Source organism: Streptomyces sp. NPDC033136 (assembly GCF_055578235.1).
The window spans coordinates 53,234-78,754 of sequence record NZ_JBVIPD010000021.1 but is presented as its reverse complement, the minus strand read 5'-3'; the positions used below and the strand labels follow the sequence as shown (position 1 = coordinate 78,754).

The 25,521-nt window shown below is 71.3% G+C and carries 31 protein-coding genes; 13 read left to right on the top strand and 18 right to left on the bottom strand.

Annotated features, from left to right (window positions below; genetic code table 11):
* Positions 1 to 51: 51 nt before the first annotated feature.
* From ACZ5TL_RS30370 to ACZ5TL_RS30285, 18 genes are all read right to left on the bottom strand, one after another.
* On the bottom strand, positions 52 to 543 hold the full coding sequence (locus tag ACZ5TL_RS30370; RefSeq protein ID WP_468593785.1) for a hypothetical protein: 492 nt from the start codon (positions 541 to 543) through the stop codon (positions 52 to 54).
* Between the two features lie 29 nt (positions 544 to 572).
* Complete coding sequence (locus tag ACZ5TL_RS30365) at positions 573 to 1,439, bottom strand: SPDY domain-containing protein (protein ID WP_468593784.1); 867 nt, start codon at positions 1,437 to 1,439, stop codon at positions 573 to 575.
* A gap of 28 nt (positions 1,440 to 1,467) precedes the next feature.
* Complete coding sequence (locus ACZ5TL_RS30360; protein ID WP_468593783.1) at positions 1,468 to 2,097, bottom strand: HAD family hydrolase; 630 nt, start codon at positions 2,095 to 2,097, stop codon at positions 1,468 to 1,470.
* Positions 2,094 to 3,245, bottom strand: a complete 1,152-nt coding sequence (locus ACZ5TL_RS30355; protein WP_468593782.1) for an MFS transporter — start codon at positions 3,243 to 3,245, stop codon at positions 2,094 to 2,096. The genes ACZ5TL_RS30360 and ACZ5TL_RS30355 overlap by 4 nt, the downstream gene beginning before the upstream one ends.
* Positions 3,242 to 4,486 carry an ATP-grasp domain-containing protein gene (locus ACZ5TL_RS30350; RefSeq protein ID WP_468593781.1) on the bottom strand — a complete coding sequence of 415 codons (1,245 nt, stop codon included), beginning with the start codon at positions 4,484 to 4,486 and terminating at the stop codon, positions 3,242 to 3,244. The genes ACZ5TL_RS30355 and ACZ5TL_RS30350 overlap by 4 nt, the downstream gene beginning before the upstream one ends.
* A 48-nt stretch (positions 4,487 to 4,534) precedes the next feature.
* Entirely contained in the window at positions 4,535 to 4,837 is a 303-nt protein-coding gene (locus ACZ5TL_RS30345; RefSeq protein ID WP_468593779.1) for a hypothetical protein, read from the bottom strand.
* Positions 4,838 to 4,863: 26 nt separating this feature from the next.
* A complete protein-coding gene (locus ACZ5TL_RS30340; protein WP_468593778.1) occupies positions 4,864 to 6,099 on the bottom strand; it encodes an MFS transporter in 1,236 nt (411 codons plus the stop codon).
* On the bottom strand, positions 6,096 to 6,611 hold the full coding sequence (locus ACZ5TL_RS30335) for a regulator (protein WP_468593777.1): 516 nt from the start codon (positions 6,609 to 6,611) through the stop codon (positions 6,096 to 6,098). Before ACZ5TL_RS30335 ends, ACZ5TL_RS30340 begins: the two co-directional genes overlap by 4 nt.
* On the bottom strand, positions 6,608 to 7,450 hold the full coding sequence (locus tag ACZ5TL_RS30330; RefSeq protein WP_468593776.1) for a winged helix-turn-helix transcriptional regulator: 843 nt from the start codon (positions 7,448 to 7,450) through the stop codon (positions 6,608 to 6,610). The genes ACZ5TL_RS30335 and ACZ5TL_RS30330 overlap by 4 nt, the downstream gene beginning before the upstream one ends.
* A gap of 42 nt (positions 7,451 to 7,492) precedes the next feature.
* On the bottom strand, positions 7,493 to 7,906 hold the full coding sequence (locus tag ACZ5TL_RS30325) for a hypothetical protein (protein ID WP_468593774.1): 414 nt from the start codon (positions 7,904 to 7,906) through the stop codon (positions 7,493 to 7,495).
* A gap of 10 nt (positions 7,907 to 7,916) precedes the next feature.
* Positions 7,917 to 8,360 (bottom strand): hypothetical protein, encoded by a 444-nt coding sequence (locus ACZ5TL_RS30320; RefSeq protein ID WP_468593773.1) that lies wholly within the window; start codon positions 8,358 to 8,360, stop codon positions 7,917 to 7,919.
* Positions 8,357 to 8,839, bottom strand: a complete 483-nt coding sequence (locus tag ACZ5TL_RS30315; protein WP_468593771.1) for a hypothetical protein — start codon at positions 8,837 to 8,839, stop codon at positions 8,357 to 8,359. Before ACZ5TL_RS30315 ends, ACZ5TL_RS30320 begins: the two co-directional genes overlap by 4 nt.
* Before the next feature lie 100 nt (positions 8,840 to 8,939).
* Positions 8,940 to 9,293 (bottom strand): SH3 domain-containing protein, encoded by a 354-nt coding sequence (locus tag ACZ5TL_RS30310; RefSeq protein WP_468593770.1) that lies wholly within the window; start codon positions 9,291 to 9,293, stop codon positions 8,940 to 8,942.
* Between the two features lie 147 nt (positions 9,294 to 9,440).
* A complete protein-coding gene (locus ACZ5TL_RS30305) occupies positions 9,441 to 10,187 on the bottom strand; it encodes a hypothetical protein (RefSeq protein ID WP_468593768.1) in 747 nt (248 codons plus the stop codon).
* An 18-nt stretch (positions 10,188 to 10,205) separates the two neighbouring features.
* Entirely contained in the window at positions 10,206 to 10,904 is a 699-nt protein-coding gene (locus ACZ5TL_RS30300) for a hypothetical protein (RefSeq protein ID WP_468593767.1), read from the bottom strand.
* Positions 10,905 to 10,922: 18 nt separating this feature from the next.
* Positions 10,923 to 11,408 (bottom strand): hypothetical protein, encoded by a 486-nt coding sequence (locus tag ACZ5TL_RS30295; RefSeq protein ID WP_468593765.1) that lies wholly within the window; start codon positions 11,406 to 11,408, stop codon positions 10,923 to 10,925.
* Complete coding sequence (locus tag ACZ5TL_RS30290) at positions 11,405 to 11,956, bottom strand: DUF4913 domain-containing protein (protein WP_468593895.1); 552 nt, start codon at positions 11,954 to 11,956, stop codon at positions 11,405 to 11,407. Before ACZ5TL_RS30290 ends, ACZ5TL_RS30295 begins: the two co-directional genes overlap by 4 nt.
* Positions 11,957 to 12,206: 250 nt before the next feature.
* Positions 12,207 to 12,962 carry a DNA-methyltransferase gene (locus ACZ5TL_RS30285; protein ID WP_468593764.1) on the bottom strand — a complete coding sequence of 252 codons (756 nt, stop codon included), beginning with the start codon at positions 12,960 to 12,962 and terminating at the stop codon, positions 12,207 to 12,209.
* A 516-nt stretch (positions 12,963 to 13,478) separates the two neighbouring features.
* On the opposite strand from ACZ5TL_RS30285, the gene ACZ5TL_RS30280 reads away from it, so the two are divergent.
* The 13 genes from ACZ5TL_RS30280 to ACZ5TL_RS30220 all read left to right on the top strand — a co-directional run bounded on the left by ACZ5TL_RS30280 (position 13,479) and on the right by ACZ5TL_RS30220 (position 25,508).
* A complete protein-coding gene (locus ACZ5TL_RS30280) occupies positions 13,479 to 14,612 on the top strand; it encodes a C40 family peptidase (protein WP_468593763.1) in 1,134 nt (377 codons plus the stop codon).
* Positions 14,613 to 14,764: 152 nt separating this feature from the next.
* Complete coding sequence (locus tag ACZ5TL_RS30275; RefSeq protein WP_468593762.1) at positions 14,765 to 15,130, top strand: hypothetical protein; 366 nt, start codon at positions 14,765 to 14,767, stop codon at positions 15,128 to 15,130.
* Between the two features lie 214 nt (positions 15,131 to 15,344).
* Positions 15,345 to 15,659, top strand: a complete 315-nt coding sequence (locus ACZ5TL_RS30270; RefSeq protein ID WP_052836973.1) for a DUF6112 family protein — start codon at positions 15,345 to 15,347, stop codon at positions 15,657 to 15,659.
* Positions 15,659 to 16,351, top strand: a complete 693-nt coding sequence (locus ACZ5TL_RS30265; RefSeq protein ID WP_468593761.1) for a hypothetical protein — start codon at positions 15,659 to 15,661, stop codon at positions 16,349 to 16,351. Before ACZ5TL_RS30270 ends, ACZ5TL_RS30265 begins: the two co-directional genes overlap by 1 nt.
* 36 nt (positions 16,352 to 16,387) lie before the next feature.
* Complete coding sequence (locus tag ACZ5TL_RS30260) at positions 16,388 to 17,773, top strand: SCO6881 family protein (RefSeq protein ID WP_468593760.1); 1,386 nt, start codon at positions 16,388 to 16,390, stop codon at positions 17,771 to 17,773.
* Between the two features lie 81 nt (positions 17,774 to 17,854).
* Positions 17,855 to 19,327, top strand: coding sequence for an SCO6880 family protein (locus ACZ5TL_RS30255; RefSeq protein ID WP_468593759.1), 1,473 nt, complete (start codon positions 17,855 to 17,857; stop codon positions 19,325 to 19,327).
* Positions 19,328 to 19,426: 99 nt separating this feature from the next.
* A complete protein-coding gene (locus ACZ5TL_RS30250; RefSeq protein ID WP_468593758.1) occupies positions 19,427 to 19,888 on the top strand; it encodes a DUF6238 family protein in 462 nt (153 codons plus the stop codon).
* A gap of 28 nt (positions 19,889 to 19,916) precedes the next feature.
* Entirely contained in the window at positions 19,917 to 21,431 is a 1,515-nt protein-coding gene (locus ACZ5TL_RS30245) for a VirB4 family type IV secretion system protein (protein WP_468593757.1), read from the top strand.
* An 11-nt stretch (positions 21,432 to 21,442) separates the two neighbouring features.
* Positions 21,443 to 22,015: a hypothetical protein gene (locus ACZ5TL_RS30240; protein ID WP_468593755.1), complete on the top strand. Its 573-nt coding sequence runs from the start codon at positions 21,443 to 21,445 to the stop codon at positions 22,013 to 22,015.
* A 461-nt stretch (positions 22,016 to 22,476) separates the two neighbouring features.
* The gene (locus ACZ5TL_RS30235; protein WP_468593754.1) at positions 22,477 to 22,656 is read left to right on the top strand and encodes a hypothetical protein; all 180 of its coding nucleotides are present in this window, start codon (positions 22,477 to 22,479) and stop codon (positions 22,654 to 22,656) included.
* 185 nt (positions 22,657 to 22,841) lie between these two features.
* On the top strand, positions 22,842 to 23,771 hold the full coding sequence (locus ACZ5TL_RS30230) for a hypothetical protein (protein ID WP_468593753.1): 930 nt from the start codon (positions 22,842 to 22,844) through the stop codon (positions 23,769 to 23,771).
* A gap of 9 nt (positions 23,772 to 23,780) precedes the next feature.
* A complete protein-coding gene (locus tag ACZ5TL_RS30225; protein ID WP_468593894.1) occupies positions 23,781 to 24,857 on the top strand; it encodes a DUF8094 domain-containing protein in 1,077 nt (358 codons plus the stop codon).
* 141 nt (positions 24,858 to 24,998) lie between these two features.
* Positions 24,999 to 25,508 carry a hypothetical protein gene (locus tag ACZ5TL_RS30220; protein ID WP_468593752.1) on the top strand — a complete coding sequence of 170 codons (510 nt, stop codon included), beginning with the start codon at positions 24,999 to 25,001 and terminating at the stop codon, positions 25,506 to 25,508.
* Positions 25,509 to 25,521: the final 13 nt, after the last annotated feature.

The window sequence follows — 25,521 nt, the reverse complement described above, 5'->3', positions numbered from 1 at the left end:
GCCGGTCGTATGGCCGATGGGTGGTATCGCGGGGGGGGGGCGGGACGAGGCTCAGCGGGTGCGGGCCGCCCCGGCGGGGGCGATTGGCGGGGCCGGAGTGCTGCGCGATGTGCGGCCGGCCGCTCGCTTGGGCGCGGAGGCGGCCCAGGCGCCGGGGAACCAGACGGCGGTGTACTGCTCGATGGCATCGCGCAGTCCGGTGGTGACGGCCCCGTCCCACGGCGGGCGGCCGGGGCGGTGGTAGGTGTCGAAGGTGCCGTACTGCTTGGTGTTCGGATGGGTGTGGTTGGCTTCGTCGCGGCGGTGGAATGTTCCGTGGTCCACGAAGCTGAGCGCCACCGCGTCGATCTCGCCGCGTTCCGGGTGGACGACTGCGACACGCAGCCCGCCGTAGGTGTCCGCGTGGATGGTGCGGGTGAAGTCGATTCGCAGCCGTAGCGGCGTGCCCGGGACGGGAGCGGCGTAGTAGGTGTTGCCCACGACGGTGTGGTCGTGGAATGGGAGGCACAGTTCGGTGAAGAACTCGGGGGCCTGCAGGGACACGAGGGTCTCCGGTCGGAGTCGGGCTGGGGTCAGCGGCGTGGGCCGGGCAGGGCAGGTCGGCTCGTGGTGCTCCAGCGCGGGACGCTGGCCGCGGGAAGCGCGGCCGGGCGGCGGGACGCTGCGGTCCGCCGAACGTCGAGCGGGGTGGGCGACGGCGGACGCGGAGGAAGGATCGGAGAGAGCTGGGCGCGGCCCTTGACGTAGCTGTCGGTGTCGTCCCGCCATCGAGGCAGGGGTGCGGGGTCGGCCACGGCTTCGGTGACGGCTCGCAGGAGGGCGGCGGGGATGTCGGTGCTGGCCGTGGCGTACCAGAAGGGGCGGGCTGAGGAGGTGCCAGCCCACAGGTGCCAGCGCGCGTCGCGGGTGTCCAGTTCGATCGCTGGGTCGAGGTCGCCGGTGGTGTACTCCAGCGTGGCGAGCCCGTCGGGTGAGGTGATGGCGAAGGTGTTCAGGTGCGGGCGGTTGAACTGCCAGCCTCGGTTGATGAGCGGGTCGACGGCCAGGAAGGGGTCGCGGTCGGTGCTTCCGGCGAGCGGCCGGGCGAGGTAGTGGTCCGGTCCCTGCCGGTACGCCTCGGCGAGGGCGGTGGTGAAGGCGGTCACGAACTCGGTGGGCGCGGCGTCGTTGAAGCAGACGCCCCAGGCCGGTGGGTCGAAGGCGTCCTTGTAGGCGTTGATGCGCCACAGCCCGTCGTCGTCGCCTTCGGGGAGGTAACCGAGGCGGACCTTGCCGTCGGGGGCCGTGAGGTAGGCGTTGCCGAGGTCGTCGTGGTGCAGATCCCAGCCGAGGTCGCGCAGCGGGTCGAGGCCGGGGTCACCGACCGCGGTGGCGCGGGCCAGGTGGCGTGGGGAGACGTAGACGTCGCCGTCGATGGTGTCGTGGTCGTCGTGAGGCACTGAATCCTGGGGGAAAGGGGGATGCGGGTCAGTTCGGGGACTGCAGGGCGGCTGCGAAGTCGGTGGGTCGGCCGGTGTAGTGCAGAGTGCGCAGACCCAGACGGCGGGCGGCGCGGCAGTTGTCGGCCCGGTCGTCCACGAAGAGGACGCGGTCGGCGTCGGCGGCGCCGGTGGCGTTCATCGCGTGCTGGTAGGCGGCCGGGTCGGGTTTGCAGACCTGGAGCCGGGCCGAGTAGAAGGCGTGGGTCATCAGGCGGCGCCACGGGTGGCGGTCGAGGACATCGCTGAGGTGGCGGGGCGCGTTCGACAGCAGGACCAGCGGCAGCCCGGACTCGTGGGCGTAGTCCAGGACCTCGACCACGCGGTCGTCGGTGGACGTCCACATGTCGGTGTCGGCGTCGCGGAGTTCACGCAGCCGGCGGGCGCCGGGGTGGTGGCCGAGGACCGTGGCCCAGTACGCGAGGTCGCTGAGCTGGCCGGCGTCGTAGGCGGAGCGGGCGTTCCAGAAGGCGTTCTGGAAGGCGGGGAGGTCGTCCTCGGGCCACAGGGCGGTGTGGGCCAGGCGGAGCCACTGGTCGGTGGTGGGTTGCAGGCCGATGACGCCGTTGTAGTCGAGGATGACAGCGTCCAGGCCCGCCTGGGCGGTGGCAGGGGTCAAGGGGTCGTGTTCTCCAGGGCGCGGTGGGCGAGGGCGGCGACGGCGGCTGCGAGGAGGGCGGGCAGCAGCAGGGCCGTGGACAGGGTGGTGGCGCTGGCCAGGGCACCGATGAGGGCCGGGCCGGCGAGGAGGCCGAGGTAACCGGTGGCGGTGACCGTGGCCACGGCCTTGGCGCCACTGGCTCCGGCTGCGGTGATGAGCGAGGGCACAGTGGTAGACAGGCCGAGTCCGAAAACAGCCCAGCCCGTCAGCGCCAGCGGGGCACTCGCCCCGCCAACACCGATCGTGAGACCTGCGGCGGCGAGAACGGCACCGGCCCGTACGACCGTCGGGGCGCCGAAGGCTGCGGTGAGCCGGTCACCGGTCAGCCGTCCCGCGGCCATGGCCGCGCTGTACAGCGCGAACGCGGTGGCGCTCGCGGCCGTCGGGGCGCCCAGGGTGTGCAGGTGCACGGCGGCCCAGTCGGCGGCGGCTCCCTCCCCCAGCAGGCTCGCAGCGGCCAGCGCGGCCAGAAGCCAGAGCTTTCCCGGCGCCGGAACCAGGGGCAGCTTCCCGGCGCCGGCGCGCATTGCGGGGCGGTCCGCGCCGCTCAGGCTTCGGGTGACCGGCACCGCAGCGACCGCGATGCCGGCCAGGAGGGCACCTGTTGCGGTGAAGAGAGTGCTGTGCGCGGCGTGGGCGGTGAGGACGGCCAGGGCGGCGCCGGCCAGGGCGCCGAGGGAGTAGGCGGCGTGAAGACCAGACATGATGGGTCGGCCGAAGGCGTTCTGGCAGCGGACGGCCGCGGTGTTGGCGGCTACATCAAGGATGCCGTGCGCGAGACCGAACGCGAGAGCCGCCGCCAGCAACGCGGACAGGCTCTCGCCTTGGCCCACGAGGACGAGGCATCCGGCCAAGGCAAAAGCCCCAGCGCTGAGCAGGGCCGGTAGCCGTGCCGGGCGGGCGTAGCGGCCTCCGAGCTGAAGCCCTGCGACCATGCCGACGGCGGCGGCCAGCAGAACCAGGGCCAGCCCTGCGGTGCCGAGGTGGGCAGCCTGCTGCACGGCAGGCATCCGGGCGCCCCACACCGCCATGATGGCCCCGAGGCCGAGGAAGTACCCGGTCAGCAGCGCCCGGCTGTGCCGGTCGGCCGCAGAAACCGCGCTCACGCCGCGGTGCTGCGGGTGCCGGGGGCCTGGTCGAGGACCGCAACGACGGCACGAGCGGCCCGCTCGGCGCGTGCACGCGCCTGCTGGCCGGTGGCGGCGATGGTGATGAGGTAGCCGAGCCGGCCCGTGTACAGGTTCCCTCCGTCGGCGGGGAGGAGGAGCTGCTCGCCGGGGCAGCACTGGAACTGCAACCGGTCCAGCCACGTCGGGCAAGGTCCGTCGTAAGTGAGGCGGGTGAGGGCACCGGAGGCGTCCGGGTAGAGGAGCCGGATGGCGGCGGCCGAGGACCTGGTGGGCGTGAGGTCGGGGGCACGGTCGCAGGCGATGTCGGCTGCGGCACGAGGCAGGTCGATGCCGGTGGAGAGCCGCACGAGGTGGCCGATCATGTCTCCGGCGAGGCGGGCGTTGACCTCGATGAGGCGGGGCCTGCCCTCGACGAGCCGCATCTCGATGTGGCTGACGCCGTCGGTGATGCCGAGGGCGTTGATCGCCGCCCAGGCGGCCGGCGCGACGGTCTCCAGGAGCGGGTCGTCGGCGTCCACGCTGTGGGCGAGCTGCTCGAAGTGCGGCGGAGGGCTGATGATCTTGCGGTTGACCGCGACGACCGTGGTGGCACCGCGGTAGGTGACGCACTCCACGGAGATCTCCGGCCCGTCGAGGTACTCCTCGACGAGGACGCTGGTGCTCTCGGTGCCCTGACCGGCCGTCCGTTCGGCTGCCTGGTAGGCGGCCGTGAGCTGATCACGGTCGTCGACGCGGAGCACGCCTATGGCACCCGCGTGTGAGGCAGGCTTCAGCACTACCGGGTAGCCGATCAGTTCGGCGGCGGCTTCGGCCTCCTTGCGGGTGCGCACGCTCACCGAGGCGGCCGAGGGCACGCCGTGGCGGGCGAACAGCGACCGAGCGGTGGCCTTGTTGCGGCACCCCTGCATCACTTCGGGGGCGGTAGTGGGCAAGCCGAGCTGGCGGGCAAGGCGGGCGGTCGGGACCACACTCCACTCGTCCCAGGTCATGACACCGGCGAGGTCGTGGCGTCCGACCAGGGCGCGACCCCCTGCCAGCAGCGCGGCAGGATCGCTGAGGTCCACGACGGCGTGATCGGTGATGTGCGGCTTCTCCCACGAGGGTTCGGTGCCGGTGAGCAGCACGACGTCGTAGGCGTCGGCAACCTGCTCCAGGCAGTAGCCGCGGTAGTTCTTGTCTCCGGGAGCGACGACGAGCACGACGGGACGAGCGGGCAAGAGGGGTTCTCCGTATCGGGGGACGGCAGGGCAGGAATAGGGGGTGTCTCAGGCGGCGCGGCGACGGCGCAGCTCGAACGCGTCGGCCCAGTGGGGGTGGTCGTCGATGAGGCGGCGGGCGTAGAGAGCGGTGAAGTTGTTGTTCAGCCCCGCGATCCCGTACGGGAGTTGGCGGCGAAGGTCCTCGAAGAGGTCCTTGAGGCTGACCCGGGTGGCGCCGGCGGCCAGGCGGCGAGCGGCCATGCGTTCCAGAGCGCGGTATACGTGCGGGTTGCGGGCGTCGAAGGCATGGAACTGCTCGGTGATGGTGCGGCCGGTCGCTCGGTGCGACCCGAGGGCGGCGATGGTCATAAGGGTTCTCCACGGGCGGGGGCGCGTTAGGTGCGCAGGGCGGGGTCGGTGCGCAGGCGAGCGAAGGCGCAGAACAGGCCGAGGGTTTGCAGGGCGGCGCAGGCGGTGATGACGTGGCCCAGCGCGTCGGGCGGGGTGAGCGCGGTGAGCACGCCGGCGACCGGGAAGGGCAACAGGAGGATGAGGATGGTGGCCGACAGGGTGCTGCCGAACGCCTCTGGGGGGATCAGGCGGGAGCGCAGGGTGCGCAGGACGACCGCCAGGCCGCCATCGGCTGCCATCAGGACCGCGACCATGACCAGGTAGGACAGGTAGTCGGGGGCCAGGGCGGCAGCGAGACAGGCGAGCGAAGCGATGACGGAGCAGGCGACTCCCACGGGCCACAGGCCCAGGCGGTCCAACGCGAACCGGCAGATGGTCACGGCCACCAGGGTGGCCGCCGCTGCAGCGGACCACACCAGGCCAACGGCCGTGGTGGACTGCCCGAAGTGCTGGACGACGATCACCGGACCGGCTGCTTGGAGAAGGCCGATAGACAGGTTGGATAGGGTCAGCCCGGCCACCAACCAGCCGAGCGCGGGGAGCGCGCGGATGGTGCGCCACCCCGTGACGAGCCCGGCGCCGGGCCGCCCCTTCGGCGCGCGGGCCGGGGCAACGGGCGAGGGCGGTGTGCGCAGGGCGAGCATCGCGGCGAGCAGCGAGAGCACGGTGACCACCGCGAGCATCGACGGCGGCCCGGCGAGCAGCAGCACGCCGGCGAGCGCCGGACCGGCCAAGGTCGCGGTCTGGTCGATGCCGAGCAGGACGGCCTGGACACGGTGGGCCCGGGGTCCGGCTCGGCGGCCAGCGGCGGCTCCGGCGGTCTCGGTCGCGATGTAACTGAACTCGGTGAGCACGCCGGTCGCCGCCGCGAGCACCATCGCTGTCGCGCTCGCCACGGTGCCGGACGGGAAAAGGTACAGCAGCACCGCGCCGGCGGCGAGAACCAACGCCCGCCCCAGGGAAGCGAGGTGGAAGACCACCGAGGCGCCGCGCCGGTCGACGATCGATCCGGCCCACCCGAACGCAGCCAACCGCGGGATCCACTCCAGCGCGAAGGCGGCCCCCGTCAGCACGGCGGAGCCAGTCGTGGCCAAGACGAGCAACGGGATGCCGTAGGTGGACATCGCGAACGCCAAGGCATCCGCCGTGCGCGGCAGGTAGATGCTGCTCATCAGCCCGGCAGTGTGGCGTGCGTGCCGGGGGGTGACCGCTGCGCTCACGCGGCCCGCTCGGGCTCGGCCCTGGCCACCTGGGGGTTGCCAACCAGCCACTGGATCAGAGACGTGCGGGCACAGGCCAGCTCCGCCTCAGCCTCCACACTGATGGGGCGCACATCGGCCAGAGGGCCGGGGCGGTCGGCATTCCCAGGGGTGAGCGATGGTGCCAGCAGGCCGAGGACATGCCGGACACGGCTGCTGAACTCGCAGACGGCGGCGGGGACCGAGTGACGCCGCGCCCACCGGGCTAGCGCGTCGTACAGGTCAGCCAGTTCCCGCCCGGATTCGGTCAGTTCCAGGCCGGCGCCGGGCGCGACCCGGACGAGACCGTAGGTGCGGGCCGTGTCGGAGGCGCTTCGCAGCTGGTGCGGGGAGAGGTCGGACAGAGTCCCGGCCAGACGTCGCGGCGGTATGGCGCCGTTGTCGTCGATCTCGGTGACCAGACGGATCAGGGAGCGCGAGGCGAGCACGTCGACAGCGGGGCGCGCTACGGCAGAGGCGAAGGGGGTGCTCATCGGCGCGGGCCTCCCGCCGGGATGGCTGCCTTCGGGTGGCTGGTCATAGCGTGCGAGAAGAGGTCGCGGTGGTGCCACACCGGGGACGACCCAACCGCCCGAGCGGGTGGCAGCGCCGCGGGCGCCGGCCGTGATGGGCTGCTGACCCACGGCCTCGGCTTGCTCTTGGCCTGCGGCTGGCCCCAGACGGGGTGTTGGGCCGCCTGGTCGAGGGGCTGCCCGGCGGACCAGGCGGAGAGCGTGCCGAGGACGGGGCCCAGGGCGTCGCCGGCGGCGGACAGCCGGTAGGGCCGGCCGTTCCCCTCGGTGTCGGCCAGACCGTCGGCAACGAGCTGGCGCAACGGCGGATAGATGTTGGTCCAGTCGCTGCTGGGCATCACGATCCGGGCCAGAACCCGGCCGCTGACCTCCTCGCGCGACTTGAGCACCCACAGGATGGCGGCGGCGTGGCGCCGGGTGAGCAGGGTGAGGCTGTCCTCGATCTGCTCGATGGCGGCCAGCGGGCGTTCCGCCTTCTCCAAGTGCTCCTCGGCCCAGGTGACGATCATCGGCAGGATCGGCAGCAGAGCAGTGGCTCGCTCGGTGTGGCCGTAGGTCACGTGGCGTGCGGTGTGTTCGGTGCGCTCGACGAGTCCGGCGTCGCACAGCGACTTGAGCTTGGGGTGGAGCTGGCCATTCTGCAGCCAGGACACCTTGGCCGCCAGCTCGCTGTAGCGCAGCGGCGGGCCGGAGAGGGCCAGCAGGATCCTCACGTTCCAGCGCGGGGTGATCATGGCGAGGGCCTCGGTGACCCGGGCGATGTCGGCGTCGGCATCGGGGGGCAGAGCGGTGATGGCCAAGGGAGGAACTCCTGGGTGAAAGGAAAGGGGGTTGCCTGGGGGTCAGCGGCTGTGTGCCGCGCTCTGCGCCGCAAGGGGCGCGGCCGGGGCAGGCAGCGTGGGAGCCGGAGAGGCAGAGGTCGGAGCCGGGACGCGGACCAGGCTCTGCAGGACGGCGGCGGCCGACTTGGCCTGGGTCTCGCGGATGGCGACGGCTTCGGTGAGCCGACGGATGCCGTCGAGGAGGTGGGAGACCTCGTGCGGGCCGATCTGCCGCTCGGGGTGGATGAGGCGGGCGAGGTGGTCGCGGTGGAAGTCGATGCTGCGCTCGGCCAGGGCGAGGGTGTCGTGCATGCCGAGCAGGGCGGAGAGCATGCCGGGTGGCTGGTCCTGTGCGTGGGCTTCGAGGTCGGCGAGCGGTGCGCCGTACAGGTCCTCGATCCGTCCGGCTATGTCGGTGGACGTGAGGTGGGGCAATCGGGGGCTTTCACGGTCGGCGGCTCCGGGCCGCCCCGGCACGCTGAGGTGCCGGGGCGGCAGGCGGGCGCAGGGTGGCGGTGGCCCTGAGCTGTGCCGTACGGACAGGCCGGGCCTGCTGAGCAGGCGGGCGCACGGTGCGCAGCAGCTCGCCTAGGGCGGCGCGGTAGCCGTCGCGGGCCGCCAGTGCCGCTTCCAGCCACTGCGCGTCGAAGCGGAGCGTGTCCGCCGACAGTTCGCCCATGTCGCGGGCGGGATCCATGTCGGCGTGAACGCGGTCGCGGACGCGGGCGACCTGCTCCTCGGTGAGCGCCAGGAACGAGCGCAGCTCCAGAGCGCGGGCGAGCGCGGGTGGAGCATCGGGGCCGGACGCCGCCTCGTACAGCTCGGGTACCGGGTTCCCGAAGACCTTCTGCAGGTCGGCGTCCATCGTGCTGGCCTTGTCCCGGCTCATCGGGCGGACCTTGCCGGCCGCCACGCCGACGCCGGCGCGGGTGCCCCTGCGGGACGAAGGGGAGCGCTGGTCTGCACCGCCGGGCCGCTCCGGGGCCGGAGGCGGGCCAGGCGCTCTGCGGCGAGGTCCTTCTTCCCCGGGGCGTCTGGGTCGAGGAGCCAACGCACGACCATGGCCCGGCCGTCGCGGGCGGTGACGGCGGCGTTCACCCGGTGAGCGAGGCCCATCGTCGGGTCGTCGACCTCGCTGGGCTGGGTCTGCAGGGCCGCGAGGAGGTCGTCCTCCGCGCGCTCCAACACGGACTGGGCCTCGACGAGAAGGCCGTGCCACTTGACGACGTCGGTGGCGTCGGGGTTCGCGGTCGGAGCGGCGGCGACCGCGGCCTTCAACTGGTCCATGCCCATGTCGAAGCGGGCCTCGATCCGTTCGGTGAGCACGCCCACGACATCCGCAGACTCATCGGGTATGCCGTCAGTCAAAAGGGATCTCCTGTTCTGGAAAGGCCGGTGCCTGGGAAATGTGAGGGGCGGCTGTACTCGGCGCCCGCGCTGCTTGGCGGGACGTGCTGGATCCGGTCGGTCAGTCCAGGCACATGCGGACGTCGCGGTAGACGTACGTGCCGGAGACCCAGCCCTTGACGCCGGTCGTCTTGTCAGTGATGTAGAGCCAGTTGCCGCTCTTCTTGGCCACGCTGAACTTGTGGCTCTTGTAGAGCACGCCGAGCGCGGTGGACTTCGAGCTGGCCTTGGACCGGATGGTCACGGCCTTGGCGTGCACCGCGTACGGGAGCGGCGGCAGGTTGTGGCAGCTCACGACGGGGGTGGCGGTTGCTGCGGTGGGTACGGTCGCGGCGCTGGCGGGGGTTGCGGACAGCGCCGGCAGCGCGAGCGCGCCGAGCATCGCCGCGGATATGGCAATTCGGGTGGAGCGCATGCGGAAGAAACCTCCGTGAAGGCACAGGGAATGCGGGGAAGAGGCCGCGGGAGGTGTCCCGGCGGCTGTATAAGAGTCCGGAGAATTGCCGGTTTGGCTAACCGGCGATCGTCGGCTATGTTGCGCCGCCCGCGATTGGAATAGCGCTCAGCGAGAAGGGCCGGGCGGGCGCGGGGCAGGGGCCTTCGCTACACCTGCCGCCGGGCGGCTGGCGGCGGCTGCCGGGCGGGCCGGTGGGAGCGGCCCGGCCTTGCCGGTGAGGCGGTCGTCGCACCACTGCAGGGCTTCGCCCACCGTGTCGAAGCCGCTTTCGCGCAGGGTGTGTGTCCAGGCGTCGGTGTCGACCTCTTCGACCACAACGCGAAACGGTGACGGGGCGCGCTCGTCCATGGCGCGCAGGACCACGACGACGACCATGTCTTCCGGGTCGTCACGGGTGTAGGAGTAGCCCATGGCGTAGTGGTCGCCGTCTTCGGCGAGGCGTCGCTCCAGCGCTCGTGTGGCCTCGTCCGCCGGTGGTGGTCCCAGCTCGGGGTCGAGGTCGATGGCGTCGGGCGGGCAGCCGCGGTGGATGAGCCAAGACTGCGCCATCGCGGGCAGCGGCAGCGGGGCCTGTTCGAAGCTGAACGTCTGCTTTTCGTAGTCCCGTTGTAGATGCACGGCCAGCAGCTGGGGTGTGCCGGGGTGGCCCCAGGTCGCAGTGCGGTCGAACAAGACGTAGTAGCTCTGCGGCCCGTCGTGGTGTTGGGCAAGGGGGACGAGCATGTCCTCGTGGACGCCGACCTTGCGGCAGAAGTCGAGGTACTTCTCCTCGTCGGCGTCGAGGTCGTCCAGGTCGAAGTCGACTTGAGGGATGGACTTCCGAGCTGGCGCCGGTTCGGTGGGAGACAACAAAGGGCCTTTCGGTGGAGTTCAGCGCCGCTTCGCTGGGGTGGAAGGCGATGCGCCCGGGCGAGCCGGGCTCTTCGGCGCATGCGTCGTAGGAGTCCGGCGGACGTCCAGCAGTGCGGCTCGTCCGGCGTCGGTGAGGGAGACGGGCTGGCCGGCATGCACAGGGTGGCTGGTGTCCCGGACGGTGAGGCCGGCGCGTTCCAGCTGCTGCATCTGCGGATAGGGGATGCGGGTGCCGGAGGAGGCGGTCACGGACAGTCGGCCTGTCAGCAGGTGTTCGTGGAGCTTGGCACCGCCGGCGATGGCGAGCAGCGCCGCCTGGTCGTCGGTCGAGAGCCGTCCTCCGTCGGGCATCGATGCTGCGGCGGCGGCCTCAATGGGCTCCAGGGCGGCGAGCACCTTTTGGGCGGCGGCGTCGCGCGCGTTGGCGGCTTCCTCCAGCTGGTCCACGGTGCGGTCGATACGTACGAAGAGAGCGCCGTCGACAGGAAACTCACCGCCCGTGAGCCGGTTGAGCAGCTTGAGATAGAAGGTGACGCCAATCTGGGCGTTGGCCAGCGTGCGGTGCCGGTCGACCAGCTGGGCGTGCGGTTCGTCGAGGACGCCGCGGTCGCGGTAGGCCCACAGGGTTTCGATGTCGTGCCCGGTGACCGCTTCGAGGCGGTGGTCGAGCTGCGTGACCGCACGCCGGGCGGGTGTCGGCCCGGGTGGAGGGGGCATAGGCGACGCTCCGTGCGTTCAGTGGGTGGGATGGTGCGCGGGGTTGAGTGCGGGACGGGGCAGACCCGGCAGTGCAGCAGGCGGCGGACCGGGCCGGGGCACGGGAGCACGGGTGGTCAACTGCGGGGAACGCGAGCGGGCCGCGTGCGTGCGGGCGCTCAGCGGCCGGCGGGTCATCCCCAGGCGGCGGCCGACCTCGTCGTAGACGTCGTTGCCCGCACGCGGCCGGATCGCGACGACGTGGATCTCCTTGGAGTGGGCGGATTCCGCAGGCGCCGGACGGACGCCGTAGACGACGCGCCAGTCCTTGCGGCGGTCCACGAACAGCTTCCGAAATCCCTCCAGGTCACCGTCGAGGCGCTGTCCGAAGCGCTGCGCGTTCACCACTTCCTGCAGGTAGGCAAGGGTGAGGTCACGGATATCGCTGGGGGCCTGGAGGAGATCGGTCAGCGCGCGAGGGTCGAAGCTCAGGGCAAACGCGGGCTGTCCCGCTCCCGCGCTCATGGCGTCGGCTCGCCCGGCTCGGCAGTGCCGACGCCATCCGCCGTGGCCGCCGTCTCGGTGCGCACGGACGGCGGCGGGCCGGGCAGGAGACGGTGCGCGGGCCGGTCGGGGGAGGTCATGCAGGCCGACAGTGGTCCGCCCGGCGCGCGGATCGCGGCGACGGCGTGGGTGAGGAAGTCCCGGTGCCACACGAACAACCCGGAGAGCCCAGCTTCGGGGTCCTTGTGCTGCTGGTAGGCGAGCCAAAGGGCGTGGAGCCAGGCCACGACGTCGTCGTGTTCCTGCCACTGCAGGCACCAGGGCGCCGCGGTGGTGACCTCCGCCCCGTAGACCGGGAGGAAGAAGTCGTCGACCCAGTCCGACAGGGCGTCGAGTTCGTCTTCCCGTTCCTCCCCGTCGAGTTCCAGGATCGGGCGGGGCTCCGGCGGAGCGGCGGCCGGAGGCCCGCCGAGTCCCGGCATGCCGAACGCGGCGAACGGTGACCCGCTCGGCGCCGGCGCGGAAGCGAGGTGGTCCAGCTGCTGAGCCTGTTGCGCCGACTGCTCCATGAGCCGCCGCACGCTCGCCTCGATTCCCTCCAACTGCGGATCCGGAATACGAACCGGCTCCAACTCCACATCGTCAGAGGGCTTTGCGGATTCGGACATTGAAAGTTCGGCCTCCTACGAGACACGGGATAAGAGAAGGGCGAAAGCGTCCTGCACGGACCGGACAGCGAAATCGCACGTCCGCTCCGGCGGTGCTCCGCCAGCGGCTCAGCAGGGAGCCGGTTGCGTTGGCGGCAGGAGAGGACCCGGATCAGACGGCGAGAACCACGTCGTCCTTGGTGAGGGTTGCGCGGATCGTCTCGGTGAGCCGGTCGGCCGCGATCGACGCGTAGTGCTCGGTCTTCTCCACGCCGATGAAGTCCCGGCCTTCCAGCAGGGCGGCGACGCCCGTGGAACCGGAGCCGGCACAGAAGTCGAGGACCGTGCCGCCTTCGGGGCTGATCTTGACCAGCTCGCGCATCACCTCGACCGGCTTCTGCGTGATGTGCTGGCGCTTGGACCCCGAGGGCTGCGAAGCCGAGTACATACCCGGCAGGTAGACCGGGTTCCGGGAGCCATCGATCGGCCCCTTGGACGCCCAGACGATGAATTCGCAGTTCTGGGTGAACCGGCCCTTCTGGGGCCTGGCCTGCGGCTTGTGCCAGGCCAGCACACCGCGCCACAGCCATCCGGCGGCCTGAATGGCGTCTGTCGTCGTGGGGAGTTGACGCCAGTCGGTAAACAGCAGCGCGGTCCCACCGGTCTTCGTCAGCCGGTGGGCCTCAGTCATGATCTGCGTCAGCCAGAACGAGTAGGACCGCTGGTCCATGTTCTCGCCGGTGAAGTCGGCTAGGTCGTTCTTGGCGTCGGCGGAGGTGTACTTCTGCTTCGCGGAGCGGGTGGTGCGCTCCTTCGCGGTCCGGCCGCCGCTGTTGTACGGCGGGTCGGTGATGACGGAGTCGACGCAGCCGTCCGGGAGACCGGAGAGAACGGCCAGAGCGTCGCCCTGGTACAGGGAAAAAGGCAAAGAGGAACCCCAATTCGGGTGCGGAAATGCGGATGGAGGCGCCCGCCTCGCACAGGAGTCCTCGCGGGCCGGAAATGGGCATACAGAAGCCCATGGCCACAGGCGGAGGAAGGCGAGGGGGAGTCCAAAAACTGTAGAGCCGAATCCGCCGACGACCAAGAAGCGCCGTGCTGAGGTGCCGGTTTCCGGCACCTCACGCCGAACTTTTTGGTCAACCGCCAATCCGCGCCTACTGTTTTTGAACCGCCCGGCGCACACCTCCGCTGGCTACCCCCTGCCACACCTCATGGAGGCACCCCCTGCCCCGGCACACCTAGCTCACGGCACGGCCACACGGCGCGAGCGGCAACTCGCCCACACCGGCCCGCCTCCGATCGCCCACCCCCGGCCACCGCGCCCTTCCACCAAGCCTCGCGCACGCGGCACGCCGGACACCGCACCTCTCAAGGAGCCGTTCATGACGTCTCGCTACCCGCCCATGCCCGAAAACGCTGACCTGCGAGCGGTCCCCTCAGGTTGAAGGGGCTCGCCGCCGGCATCGGCGTCGTCTTCCTCTCCCCGATCCTGATCGCCGGCACCGGCATGATGCTGGCCTCCTCCGCCGATGCCGTGCAGAGCAGCGGCTCTTTCAGCGGCTGCCTGAGCGACATCGACAGCGACAAGGTCGCCGAGCAGGTAACCAAGATCCTCGACGGCGACTCCGGCAAGGACGTACACGTCGAGGGCCTGGACCTGCCCGCCGAGCAGGTCCCCAACGCCCAGACGATCGTGGCTACCGGCCTCTCCCTCGACGTCCCCAAGAAGGGACAGATCATCGCGCTCGCCACGGCGATGCAGGAGAGCCGGCTGCGCAACCTCAACTACGGCGACCGTGACTCCCTCGGCCTCTTCCAGCAGCGTCCCTCCCAAGGCTGGGGCAGCGCCCAGCAGATCCGCGATCCGGTCTACGCCTCCGAGCAGTTCTACAAGCACTTGCTCAAGGTGGACGGCTGGCAGCAGATGACCGTCACCCAGGCTGCCCAAGCCGTGCAGAAGTCCGGTCTCCCGGACGCGTATGCGCAGTGGGAAAGCCTGGCCACCGCGCTGCAGAGCGCCATCGCCAAGACCTTCCCCGGCGCCGGCGATAGCGCGGACGACAAGGACACGAACCAGGGGAAGAAGCCGTCGACCAGCACGACCGGCTGCGCGCCGGGCCAGGACGGTTCCGGCTTCGGCCGCATCCCCGAAGGGAGCGTCCCCAAGGGCTACTCGATCCCCAAGGACGCCGACCCGAAGGCCCGAAAGGCCATCGAGTGGGCGATGCACCAACTCGGCACGCTCTACCAGTGGGGCGGATCCTGCACCAACGCGCACGGCCCCGACCCCATGGGCCGCTGCGACTGCTCCAGCCTGATGCAGCAGGCGTACGCCCATGCCGGCATCACGCTCACCCGCACCACGTACACGCAGGTCAACGAAGGCAAGGCGGTCTCCCCCGCTCACCTCAAGCCCGGCGACCTGATCTTCAGCCGCGGCAGCGCCGCACGGCCTGAGCACGTCGGTATGTACATGGGCGAGGGCCTCGTGATCGAGGCGCCGCGCACCACCAAACCAGTCCGGATCACCCCGATCAAGGACTGGGACATTCTCGCCGCCCGCCGCGTCCTCTGACCCCGGTCAGCCCGCAGGCCCGCGAGCCGGACCTCGCCAGTGGTCTGGCTCGGAGGCCAACCCCTTCCGCACTCGCCGTCTCGCCCGACGAACCGCCCAGCAGGACGAGTCGAACGGCCCACTCTCTATCTCCCAACCCCCGGAGCATCCACGTGACAATCCCCTCCCGCGTCCGGCGCGCCCTCGCGGCCAGCTCGATCGGCCTCGCAGTTGCCGCCGGCGGCCTGGCCAGCGCCTCCACAGCCCAGGCGTACGACACCGGCCACACGACGATCTCGTGCAAGGCGGTCAAGGTCCACAAGGATCCGTCGAAGAAGTCCGCCGTCGTGGGCATCGCCTACCGGCACGACAAGGTCGCCTATAACCAGTTCGCGTACAAGCGCGCAGAGAAGACCTGGTACACCCGCGGCGTGGTGACCCGGAAGTCCGACGCCAAGAAGATCCGCGGATACATGATCTACGACTGCGCCAACCCGTACGAGTCGAATCCGGCACCGAAGCCGCCGATTCCGAAGTAGCGCGCCCCTGCAGCCCTCCCTGGCCCCGAGCAGAAAAAGCGGCTTCGAAGCCGCGCCCCGGCCCGAGGAGTGGACTCTTCCCGCCTCTGCCCGACGCAGGTCCGGGCAAGCCGCCGCCGCGGCCACTTTCGCGCCCCGAGCGCACGTCCCCCTCCGCTTCGCTTTTCCCGCCGGACCTCACCTGGCCCGCGTATGCAAGGAGCCCGCCACACCTATGTCCGTCCCTCTCGCAGACCGCGTCATACAGCTCGCCTACGACCCAGGAATCTCGCCCAAGGGCGGCGGGTTGCCTGGCCTCGCCGTGCTGAAGAACGTGGTCAACAGCATCAACATGTTCGGGATCATTGCCGTCGTCGGCGCCCTCGCCGTCTCGCTCGGCGTATGGGCCTGGGGCCACCACACCGGTGGACACCAGGCCGAGGCCAACGGAAAGAAGGGCGCGGTCGTCGCCGCTGGCGCCGCCCTCGGTCTGGGTGCCGCGAACGGCATCGTGGCCTTTTTCTCCGGCCTGGGGTCTCAGGTCCACTGATGCGAAACCGTTTCCCTTCCCTTTCGCTGTCCTCGTACGGCGCGGGCTGGTCTGCCAACCGGCGCATAGCGATCGTCGCTGCCGCCGTCGCCGGCCTGCTCGCCATCGCCGGGATCGTCGCCCTGCTGACCGGCGGCGGCAACGGCCACCAAGCTCCGGGCACCGCCGTGCCCGCCCCGACTGGCAGCCCGTCCTCCACCGAGGCCGCCCCGAAACCTTCCTCCGGATCCGGATCAGTGCCCAAGCCCCCGCAGATCGCCGAGCCGGTCGCCTACGCCAAGGCAGCGGCCCAGATGCTGTGGTCCTACGACACCCGCGACACCAGCCGCGACCAGCAACTCGCCGGCATGCGCGCCTGGATGACCACGGAGCCCAAGTACGCCGACTGGGCCTCGGTCTCCGGCCAGGTCCCCGACCCGGTGCTGTGGTCGCGGATGGCCGACCAGGACCAGCACGCCACCGCCAGCGTCACCGAGGGCCACTACCCCGGCGCGTTCAAACAGGCGCTGGCCGAGGATCCGTCCGCGATCACCGAGGCGTACATCTACGTCGTCACCGTCAACGGCAAGCAGCAGATCGCCTGGAAGAAGGGCGGCGGCGGAGCCGAAGAACGGGCCGTGACCCTCGCCGTCCAATGCCGCCCGAACCACGACTGCACCCTGGCCGCCCTCGCACCGAGCGTCACGCAGTGACCCGCGCCTGACACAAGAAAGGAGGAGTAACTCCTCGTGGGTTTCTGTGATTTCCCTTTGGCGGACAAGCTGTGCGCCGTCGGCGACGCGGTGGACTTCGCCTCGGACCCCGGCAAAGCCATCGGTGACTGGATGGCGAAGTCCGCCGGTGAACTGGCAGCCGCCGCAGCCGACTTGGCCGCCGAGGCCGTCAACACCACCACCAAGGTCGACCTGAACGCCGGGTGGTTCCGAGACAACTACGAAATGCTGTTGCCGCTGGGCCTGGTCCTGCTGGTCGCGACGTTCTGCGCACAGCTGGTCCGAGCCGCCGTCAGACGCGACGGACAAGCCCTCACACAAGCGTTCACCGGCACCATGAGCGGCGTCCTGTTCGCCTTCTGCGCCATCGCCCTGACCACGGTCGCCGTCGAAGTGGTCGACGCCCTGTCCGCCGGCCTGCTCAAGACAGCGAACCTGGACATCGAGTCGGCCGTGCGCCGCATCGTCAAGGTCGGCCAGATCCCGGGCCTGTCCGCACTGGGCTGGCTCGTCGCGGCCGTCACCGGTCTCGGCGCTGCCATCGGCGCGTTCCTCTACTGGTGCGTGATGATGGTCCGCAAGGTCGGCATCCTCGTCATGGTCACCCTGGCAGTCTTCGCCTCCGCCGGCGGCGGCTGGGAGGTCGCGCGCCGCTGGCGCAAGGGCTGGATCGAAGCCACCGCCACCCTCGTCGTCTCCAAGCTGCTGATGACCGTGATCTTCGTGCTCGGTATCGCCGCCATGGGCAAGACCGAAGCCAAGGACGGCATCGCCGCTCTGGCCGACGTCATGTCCGGCATCGTGATCATGGTCTTGGTGCTGTTGTGCCCGTACGCCGTCTTCAAATTCGTGCACTGGGCAGCCGACGGCACCGACGGCGAGTCCATCCACCGTGCCGGTGGCGCCGGGGCCCAGATCGCCAAGGCCCACGCCGAGAAGGCCGCCCGCAAGGCCGCCGCAGCCGCGGCCACCGCCGGAACCGGTGGCGCCGCAGCCGGAGCTGGCGGCGCTGCCGCCATGGGGGGTGCCGCCCCGCAAGGCCCCGACGGCGGAGGATTCCCCGGCGACGTCGCCGCCAACCCGACCGGCGGAGGCGTAGAAGGCAAGGAGGGTTCGCAGGGCGGCGGAACGGGAGGCTTGCCCGGCGGCGATGCCGTCAAGTCCGGCCTGGAGAAGGCCGTCCAGCCCGCGCCGACGAGCGTGTCCGACGACACCAGCGGCCAGGTGGGAGGCAGCCCCGGCCCAGGCGGATCCGGCGCGAATGCCGCGTCCGGCCAGGGCGGCGGATGGCAGACCACTCCGCCGACGACGACACCGCCTCCGCAGGGCGCACCCCCGTCCTCCGGCTCGCAGGACGCCGCGTCGAGCGGGTCGGCTCCGCCGCCTCCGACCGGTCTCTGACCCCTGCCCGACTCCCGGGGGCGGGACGTGCACACCACCTCCCGCCCCCGGACTCCACCCGCGCCACCAGGACCCGCCCCCATGACTGATCTTTCTGTCGCTCCGGTCACGGTGAAGTTCCCCCACCGGAGCCGCCGCGGCATCCTCCTCGGCCTCACCCTGCCCCAACTCGTCCTCGTCTCCTGCACGCTGGCCCTGCTGCTGATGACGGTGATCTCCACCGGACTGCTCGGCGTTGTTGCCCTGGCACCGCTGTGGGCAGCATCCGGCGCACTGGTCGCGATCCGCCGCCATGGCCGCTCCCTGATCGACTGGGCGCCGATCGTCACTCGGTACGCGCACCGCCGCCGTACTGGCCAGACCCTCTGGCTCGCCCGGCCCGTCACCCGGCCGCGGCAGGACGGCGTCCTCCATCTGCCCGGCACCGCCGCTTCCCTCAAGGTCGTCACGCCCGGCGATTCCGCCAACGGAGCTGCGGCCGTCCACGACCCGCACCAGCAGACCCTGACCGCCATCGCCCGCGTCAGCAGCCGTGCTTTCGCCCTCCTCGACCCGGCCACCCAGAACCACAATGTGAGCAGCTGGGGGCGCGCGCTGGCAGGTATCGCCCGCACCGGGCACGTCGCCACCGTGCAGGTGCTGGAGCGCACCGTGCCCGACAGCGGTGACACGCTCACCCGCCACTGGACCCAGAACGGGCAGCCCCAGGCCCCCGTCGCCGGACAGGTCTACTCCGAACTCGTCGCCTCAGCCGGCCCGGCCGCCGCACCGCACGAGACGTATCTCGCCATCTCCCTCGACCTCAAGGCCGCCCGGCGCCTGATCAACCAGGCTGGCGGAGGGCTGCCCGGGGCGTTCACCGTCATGCAGCAGACCACCGCCTCCATCGCCCAGGCCGCCCGCAACGCCGGCCTGACGGTCACCTGCTGGCTGAGCGCGCGGGAGATCGCCGCCGTCATCCGCACCGCCTACGACCCGAAGGCGCTCGCCGCGCTCCAGCAGTGGTCCGAGTCCGGCCGTGCCGAGGCCGACCCTGCAGCCGCCGGTCCCGTCGTGCAGTTCGAGGAGTACGACCGCCTCGCCACCGACAGCGCGCGGCACGCGACGTACTGGGTGGAGAACTGGCCGAGGACCGAGATGGGGGCCGGGTTCTTGCACGGGCTGATGTTCACGGCCGGCGTGCGTCGCAGCCTCTCCCTTATCTACGTGCCGCAGGGGCTCGAGTCGGCACTGCGGGACGTCCAGCGCAAGAAGGCCGCGATCATCGCCGACGCCAACGAGCGCGCACGCCGCGGGCAGGTCGACTCCGAAGAGGATTCCGTCGAGTATGCCGACGTCAAGACCCGCGAACGCCAGCTCATCGCCGGGCACGCGGACGTGGCCCTGACCGGCCTGGTCTCCGTCACCGCCGAGACCGACGCCCTCCTGGACGCCGCCTGCGCTCAGATCGAGACCCACGCCGTCACCTCCGGCGTCGACCTCCGCAGACTCAACTACCAGCAGCCGGACGCCTTCACCCTCTCCGCACTCCCGCTCGCCCGCAATGCCCTGTGAACCAGCAGCGCCCGTGCGCGCCCTGGCCCACTGCACTCCGGATCACCCGCGACGGGACGCCCGTCGCCGCCCTGCCTACCGGCGGAAGAACCACCACCTTTGACCTCTCCCCCGCGCCCCGACGACGCGCACCCCTACCTCCGCGCCGCGAGCGCCGGCATCCGCCACCACGCGCGAGCCCTGGCGCCGTCGGACGCAGACCCGCCCAAGCCCGTGGACCGTCTGCACATCGACGTACTGCACGCCCACCTCACCGCTCTGCTCCAGCTTCTGGACCGGCTCGCCGACAACACCCGGCCCCCTCACCCGGCCGCCGGACGTCACCTGGCCACCGCCCACGCCAGGCTTTGGCAGGCCACCACCGAAGTCCACGCTGCCTTCCACCTGCTGCCCGGCACGACCGAGGACACCGCCAGGACGAGCGCCTGTCATCCGGAACGGCTTCCCGAGGGCCCGCCCGTGCTGACGATCTGCCAACGCCACCTCGCCGCCGGACACGTCGTCCGCCGCAAAACCACCCCCACCGACCTCCGCCCGCACACCACAGCCTGCGTGCGATGAGCACCACCCGCAGAATCGAGGGCCCCCGATGAGCCACCGGCCCGCCCGTCGCGCCCGCCGCGCGTCCGCCAGCCCGCTGTTCACCCCCCACGGCACCGACCGCGCCAGCCGCAAGGCCGCCCGCCGCCAGCTCGCCGAGGCCACCGCAAAAGCCCGCGCCGAAGCCAGCGCCCACCAGAGCGAAAGCACGCGCCCCGATCAGCAGATGCCCGCCGCGCTCTACCCACCGGGCGGGCGCCCCGGGCCCGCCTCCGCCCGCGGGAATCGGCTGAAGCTGCCCGCCCAGCGCATGACCACCGCGGTCGCGGCCGGCGCCTATCCCTTCCTCGCCGAAGGCGGACTCGGCGCCGAGGGCATCTACATCGGCCGCGACGTCCACGCCGAAGCATCATTCGTCTTCGACCCGTTCGCGCTGTACGGCAAGGTCGAGGGGTTCACCAACCCGAACCTGCTCCTCGCCGGCGTGATCGGCCAGGGCAAGAGCGCGCTGGCCAAGTCCTTCGCGCTGCGGTCGGTCGCCTTCGGATACCGCGTCTACGTGCCGTGCGACCCGAAGGGCGAGTGGACTCCGGTGGCCGAAGCCCTCGGCGGCCGGTCCGTCGCCCTCGGGCCCGGGCTTCCCGGACGTCTGAACCCCCTGGACGCAGCCCCGCGCCCGGACAGCGTGGCCGAGGCAGACTGGGTCGGCGAGATCCGCAAGCGGCGCCTGCTCCTGCTCGGCTCCCTTGCCCGGACCGTCCTGGGCCGGGACCTGATGCCCATGGAGCACACCGCCCTGGACGTCGCCCTCGACGCTGTCGTCACCCGCGCCGCCGACACACACCGCACCCCGCTCCTCGGCGACATCGCCGCCACCCTCAAAAACCCGACTGACCTCGACGAGGCCGCCGGGATGATGTCGGGCCAACTCGGTGACGCAGCCCGCGATCTGGCCCACGCCATGCGGCGCCTGGTCCATGGCGACCTGGCCGGCATGTTCGACGCCCCCTCCACCGTCGCCTTCGACCCCAACGCGCCGATGCTCACCATCGACCTGTCCCGCCTCGGCGGCTCCGGGGACGACACCGCCCTCGTCCTCGCGATGACCTGCGCCAGTGCCTGGATGGAATCCGCCCTCTCCGACCCCGGCGGCGGCCGGCGCTGGATCGTGTACGACGAGGCATGGCGCCTGATGCGGCACGTCGGCCTCCTCCAGCGCATGCAGGCCCAGTGGAAGCTCAGCCGCGGCCTCGGCATCGCCAACCTCATGGTGATCCACCGGCTGTCCGACCTGCTCACCGCCGGCGACGCCGGATCACAGGGCCGCGCCCTGGCCGAGGGCCTCCTGGCGGACTGCTCCACCCGGATCATCTACCGCCAGGAGACCGACCAGCTCCACGCCGCAGCCTCCCTGCTCGGCCTGACCTCCGTCGAGATGGACGCCATCGCCCACCTCAACCGAGGGCGCGGCCTGTGGAAGGTCGCCGGCCGATCCTTCATCGTGCAGCACCTCCTGCACAGCCACGAACTGGCGCTCTTCGACACCGACGCCCGCATGCACTGACCAAGAGGACCGTGAACCCCGACTTCCCGCGCGACCTGATCCCGCGCGACGACGCCCTGCACCTCATCCACGCACTCCACGCCGTGAAGGACAAACTGCACGACACCGCCCAGCGGTGGGAGCTGCTCGACGAGAACGGGCACGTTCCGGCCGCGCCGTCCTACACCGCGCTGCTCCAGCACGCCACCGACGCGCAGGACCTCTCCCGCGATGTCCTCCGGCTGGCCGCTGACTTCGCCCGGAGCCCCCACCACACCACCCGGACCGGCCGGACCGTCCTGAAGCACCTCGCCTCGGCGGCGACCATCTCCAGCCACGCAGCCCCGCACTTCACCGAGACCGCGGAGAACGCCCTGGCCCTGCCCCGGACCGCCAACCCCACCGACCGGCACTACCTCACGAATCGCATGGTCATCGACCACGCCTCAGCGCGCGCTTTTCTGCGGCGTGCCTCGGAGTCCCTTCGCGACGCAGCCAAGGAACTCGACGACCACCTCGGCGTCCAGCGCTTCCTTGCGCCTCTGACCCGCCGGGAGGGACCACCGGAGCCTCCGCCGTCCCCGCCTGGCGGTCTCCACCGCTGACCGCGTCTGAGCCGTGAACTGTTCGTGCAACAGATCGCCGCCCCGGCGGAGTTCGACCGCAACGACCTGCAGCCCGCACCAGCCCGAAGGACTCCTGCATCATCCCCCGCGACCCAGACTTCGAGCTCTACGACAACGTCGGCCGCGACGCCGACCAGATCCATGCCGCCCGGTACAACCTCGCCACCGACAACGACCTGAAGCGGTGGGCACGACGGGACGCACGGGCCTTCCGTGACGCACACCCACTGCCCGACCAGCCCTGGGCCGCACCCCACCTCGGCCCGTACCTGGACGCCCTCACCGCGGCCCGGACCCCGGCGGAGATCGACGCGGTCACCGACCACGTCCTGGACGCCGCCGAACCCGCACTGCGCGCCCTGAGCAACTACCTCATCGCCGCCGCCCGGTGGCGGCGCGAGAACCGCGACGCTGCTGAGGGATCCCCCTCACACCTGCTGATGACAGCAGCCAGCCGGGCCCTGTCCGCCCTCGCTCTCGCCGACGAAGCCGGTCTGAAGAGGCTGCGCGCCGCCTACGACCCGGCCCCCGCCCCCACCGCGCCGGCCGACGCCTCGCATGGAGTCGCCGCGAGCCTGCCGCCCGCTCCCCCCTCCACCGGCCCCGCGCCTCGCCGTTAGCTCTTCTCCATCGGCCGTGCCCGTACGCGCCCTGACCCACTGCACCCCGGATCACCCCGACGGCCACAGCCGTCGCCGTTCTGCCTGCCGGCAGGAAGGATCACACCCTTTGACCTCTCCCCCGCGCCCCGACGACCCGCACCCCTACCTCCGGGCCGCAAGCGGCGGCAGCCGCAGGAGGAGCCATGGCCGCTGACGAAACGACCACTCCGGAACCCAGCCCGGTACCGCTCGCGCCGCTTCCCGACCACCGCAACGTGCACACGCCGTGGTGGCAGGAGCTGTGGCGCCGCCACGCACACGTCATCACTCCACTGCGGGCACGCGGACTGCAGTGCGACATCGAATTCGGCCTCAGCACCTACAACGTGCGCGTCTCGCTCCCCGACGACAGCTACCTGGTCATCAGTCCGCCGCACGACCCGCCCTCCGAGCGACCGCCCGGAGACCCGGAGGGCTGGATCGCCACTCGCGAGCACCCCGACGACCAGACGCTGTTCGAGGTCATCTACGACTCGGCTCCCTCCGACGACCCCAGTGCTCCCCAGCGGCCCGAAGCCCGCCACGGCGGCAGCGCCCATCCCCTGATCGAGGCGATCGACCACCGCCTCGCCCAGCTCGGGCTGCTACCGCACCCCGCCTTGCCCCACGAAAGCCCCCACGTTCCCCCAGCCCCGCCCGAGACCCGGGCTGTCCCCGGCACACCACACCCTGGCCTCCGCTACGTCTACGGCGACGCGCTGCGCGATCTGACCGACCGGCTCAACGCAGCCGAGTCACCTGCGGATGCCGCTGCCCTGCTGCACCAGATCCTGGAACCCACCGAGGGCCTGCTGGCGCAGCTCGGCGAGTTCTTCGAAGCAGCCGGGGAGAAGGCCAAGGAAGCCGAGGAGGACGACGGCTTCGACCTGTCCTACGACCTCGCCGACGCAGCCGCCGAGATCCGCAACCTCTCCGAGGTCCTGCACGTGGCCGAGGACCGCATGCGGGCCCTCACTCCGCTCGCACCGGCACCGCGACTGCCCTCTACCCCGGCCAACGCGTCACCCCTCCCGCCCCGGGCCCTCCCGCCTTCATCGCCGAAAGCCGCCCCACCGGCCAGACGCACGCCCTGATCCCTTCCCCTGCGAAACCTTGGAGCCCCCATCCGCACCGCCCGCCGTACCCTGCCGCTGATCATCGGCGCCGCCTGCCTCACCCTGGCCCTCACCGGCTGCTCCGGCGAAGACGGCCCCGCCCAGGCCCGGCAGACGCCCAGCGCCAGCACCGCCCCGAAGCCCGCGCCCGCTCTCAGCACCGCCCAGGCCCGCGACGTCATCACCCGCTATTCCAAGATCAACAACGAGGCCAACGCCGATCGCGACCGGCGCCTGCTCGACACGGTCGAGGACGGACCGCTGTACGCGATGTCCGTCTCGGACTACACCGAGACCGAAGGACTCCCCGCGGCGGACCGCGAGCCGTACAAGCCCTGGTCCTACGACCTCGCCAGCGCCAAGCTGTACATCCCCCGCCTGGCCAACGGACAGGACCGCTGGTTCGCCGCCGCCCTCTCCAGCGAGAAGGGCAAGGCCCCCTCCCGCCTGGCCGTGTTCGCCGAACAGCCCCAGCACAAGCGCTGGGAGATGGTGTCCGTCGTCGACCTCGACAGCCAGAAGCTGCCCGACGTCGCCCTCGACCGCGAGGGATACGCGACGGCCGTCGCCGCCACCGACAACAAGCACCTGGCCGCCGACGCCAACCTGTTGCGTACTGCCGTGCTGGACAACTTCACCACCGGAGGCACGAACACCGGAAGCAAGGTATTCGCGCCGACCAAGGCCAGCAAGCGGCAGGTCAAGGTCCACAGCGATGCCGCAACACGCTTCGGCGACAAGGGGACCAGCGTCTTCGACGCAGCCGACAACCGCTTCACGGACGCCTACGCCCTCAAAACGGCAGACGGTGGCGCACTGGTCCTCTTCTCCCACACGCACACCCAGACCGACGCCGTCGCGCACTCCGGCCTGCAGATGAACCCTGGAAAGGACGACCGGGCCTGGCTCCACGACGTGCCCCGCACCTCCATCCGCTACACGTTCGTGTGCAACGACGCCGCCACCGTCCCCGCGAAGGCCGAGCCCTCCCGGCTGATCGGCTACACCTGCGCCCGCACCGACGCCTCCGGCCCCCCGGTCGCCTCCTGGTCACACCGCGCGTAGCCGCACCCGCCCGCCACCTGGACGGCCGCCGGACATCCCCCGCCCCTGCTCGCTCCGGAGAACTCCCTGTCCACACACTCCTTCATCGCCCGCCCCACCGCCGGCACGGGGTACAGCGGCATCCACGTCCAGCTCGACGGCGTGCCCAGCCACCACCTCCCGCTCCTCCTGGCCGCCTACCAGTACAAGTTCGGACGCGACATCGAGGCCATGGCCCAGCACCTCATCGACGACATCGCCGTCGGCTGGGACGAACTCGGCACCGACCTCCTCGACGACGCCCCACCCACGCTCGTGACCGCGCTGACCGGCGGCGAACACTGGCCCAGCCGGACCCTCGATCACCTGATCACTCCGGACGGCTCGCCCCCGGTGCGCATGACGGTCACCGACACCACCGCCGGCGAACTGGGCATGCAGTGGGGCTACATCCTGCATCCGCAGGGCATCGAAGTGATCAGCATGGCTCACACCGGCACGGGCCCCCTCGTCGCCTGGGACACCGACCCCAGTACCCCCTTCAGCGACCACCCGGCGCACTGGCCCGCCATCACCACACGCCGGACGCCCACCACCTCGCGCGCCACGCGCCCGCCGCGGCCCGCTGCCGGAGCAGCGCCGACCGGGCCCCGCACGGCTGCCCGCCGCTGACCCGCACCGCCCC

Excerpts from the sequence above, each read along its gene's own strand:
- ACZ5TL_RS30320 (WP_468593773.1), bottom strand. The coding sequence starts at position 8,360 with ATGAGCCGGGACAAGGCCAGCACGATGGACGCCGACCTGCAGAAGGTC.
- ACZ5TL_RS30295 (WP_468593765.1), bottom strand. The coding sequence starts at position 11,408 with ATGAGCGCGGGAGCGGGACAGCCCGCGTTTGCCCTGAGCTTCGACCCT.
- ACZ5TL_RS30255 (WP_468593759.1), top strand. The coding sequence starts at position 17,855 with ATGACTGATCTTTCTGTCGCTCCGGTCACGGTGAAGTTCCCCCACCGG.
- ACZ5TL_RS30265 (WP_468593761.1), top strand. The coding sequence starts at position 15,659 with ATGCGAAACCGTTTCCCTTCCCTTTCGCTGTCCTCGTACGGCGCGGGC.
- ACZ5TL_RS30235 (WP_468593754.1), top strand. The coding sequence starts at position 22,477 with ATGACAGCAGCCAGCCGGGCCCTGTCCGCCCTCGCTCTCGCCGACGAA.
- ACZ5TL_RS30245 (WP_468593757.1), top strand. The coding sequence starts at position 19,917 with ATGAGCCACCGGCCCGCCCGTCGCGCCCGCCGCGCGTCCGCCAGCCCG.
- ACZ5TL_RS30345 (WP_468593779.1), bottom strand. The coding sequence starts at position 4,837 with ATGACCATCGCCGCCCTCGGGTCGCACCGAGCGACCGGCCGCACCATC.
- ACZ5TL_RS30230 (WP_468593753.1), top strand. The coding sequence starts at position 22,842 with ATGGCCGCTGACGAAACGACCACTCCGGAACCCAGCCCGGTACCGCTC.
- ACZ5TL_RS30335 (WP_468593777.1), bottom strand. The coding sequence starts at position 6,611 with ATGAGCACCCCCTTCGCCTCTGCCGTAGCGCGCCCCGCTGTCGACGTG.
- ACZ5TL_RS30310 (WP_468593770.1), bottom strand. The coding sequence starts at position 9,293 with ATGCGCTCCACCCGAATTGCCATATCCGCGGCGATGCTCGGCGCGCTC.
- ACZ5TL_RS30300 (WP_468593767.1), bottom strand. The coding sequence starts at position 10,904 with ATGCCCCCTCCACCCGGGCCGACACCCGCCCGGCGTGCGGTCACGCAG.
- ACZ5TL_RS30270 (WP_052836973.1), top strand. The coding sequence starts at position 15,345 with ATGTCCGTCCCTCTCGCAGACCGCGTCATACAGCTCGCCTACGACCCA.
- ACZ5TL_RS30290 (WP_468593895.1), bottom strand. The coding sequence starts at position 11,956 with ATGGAGCAGTCGGCGCAACAGGCTCAGCAGCTGGACCACCTCGCTTCC.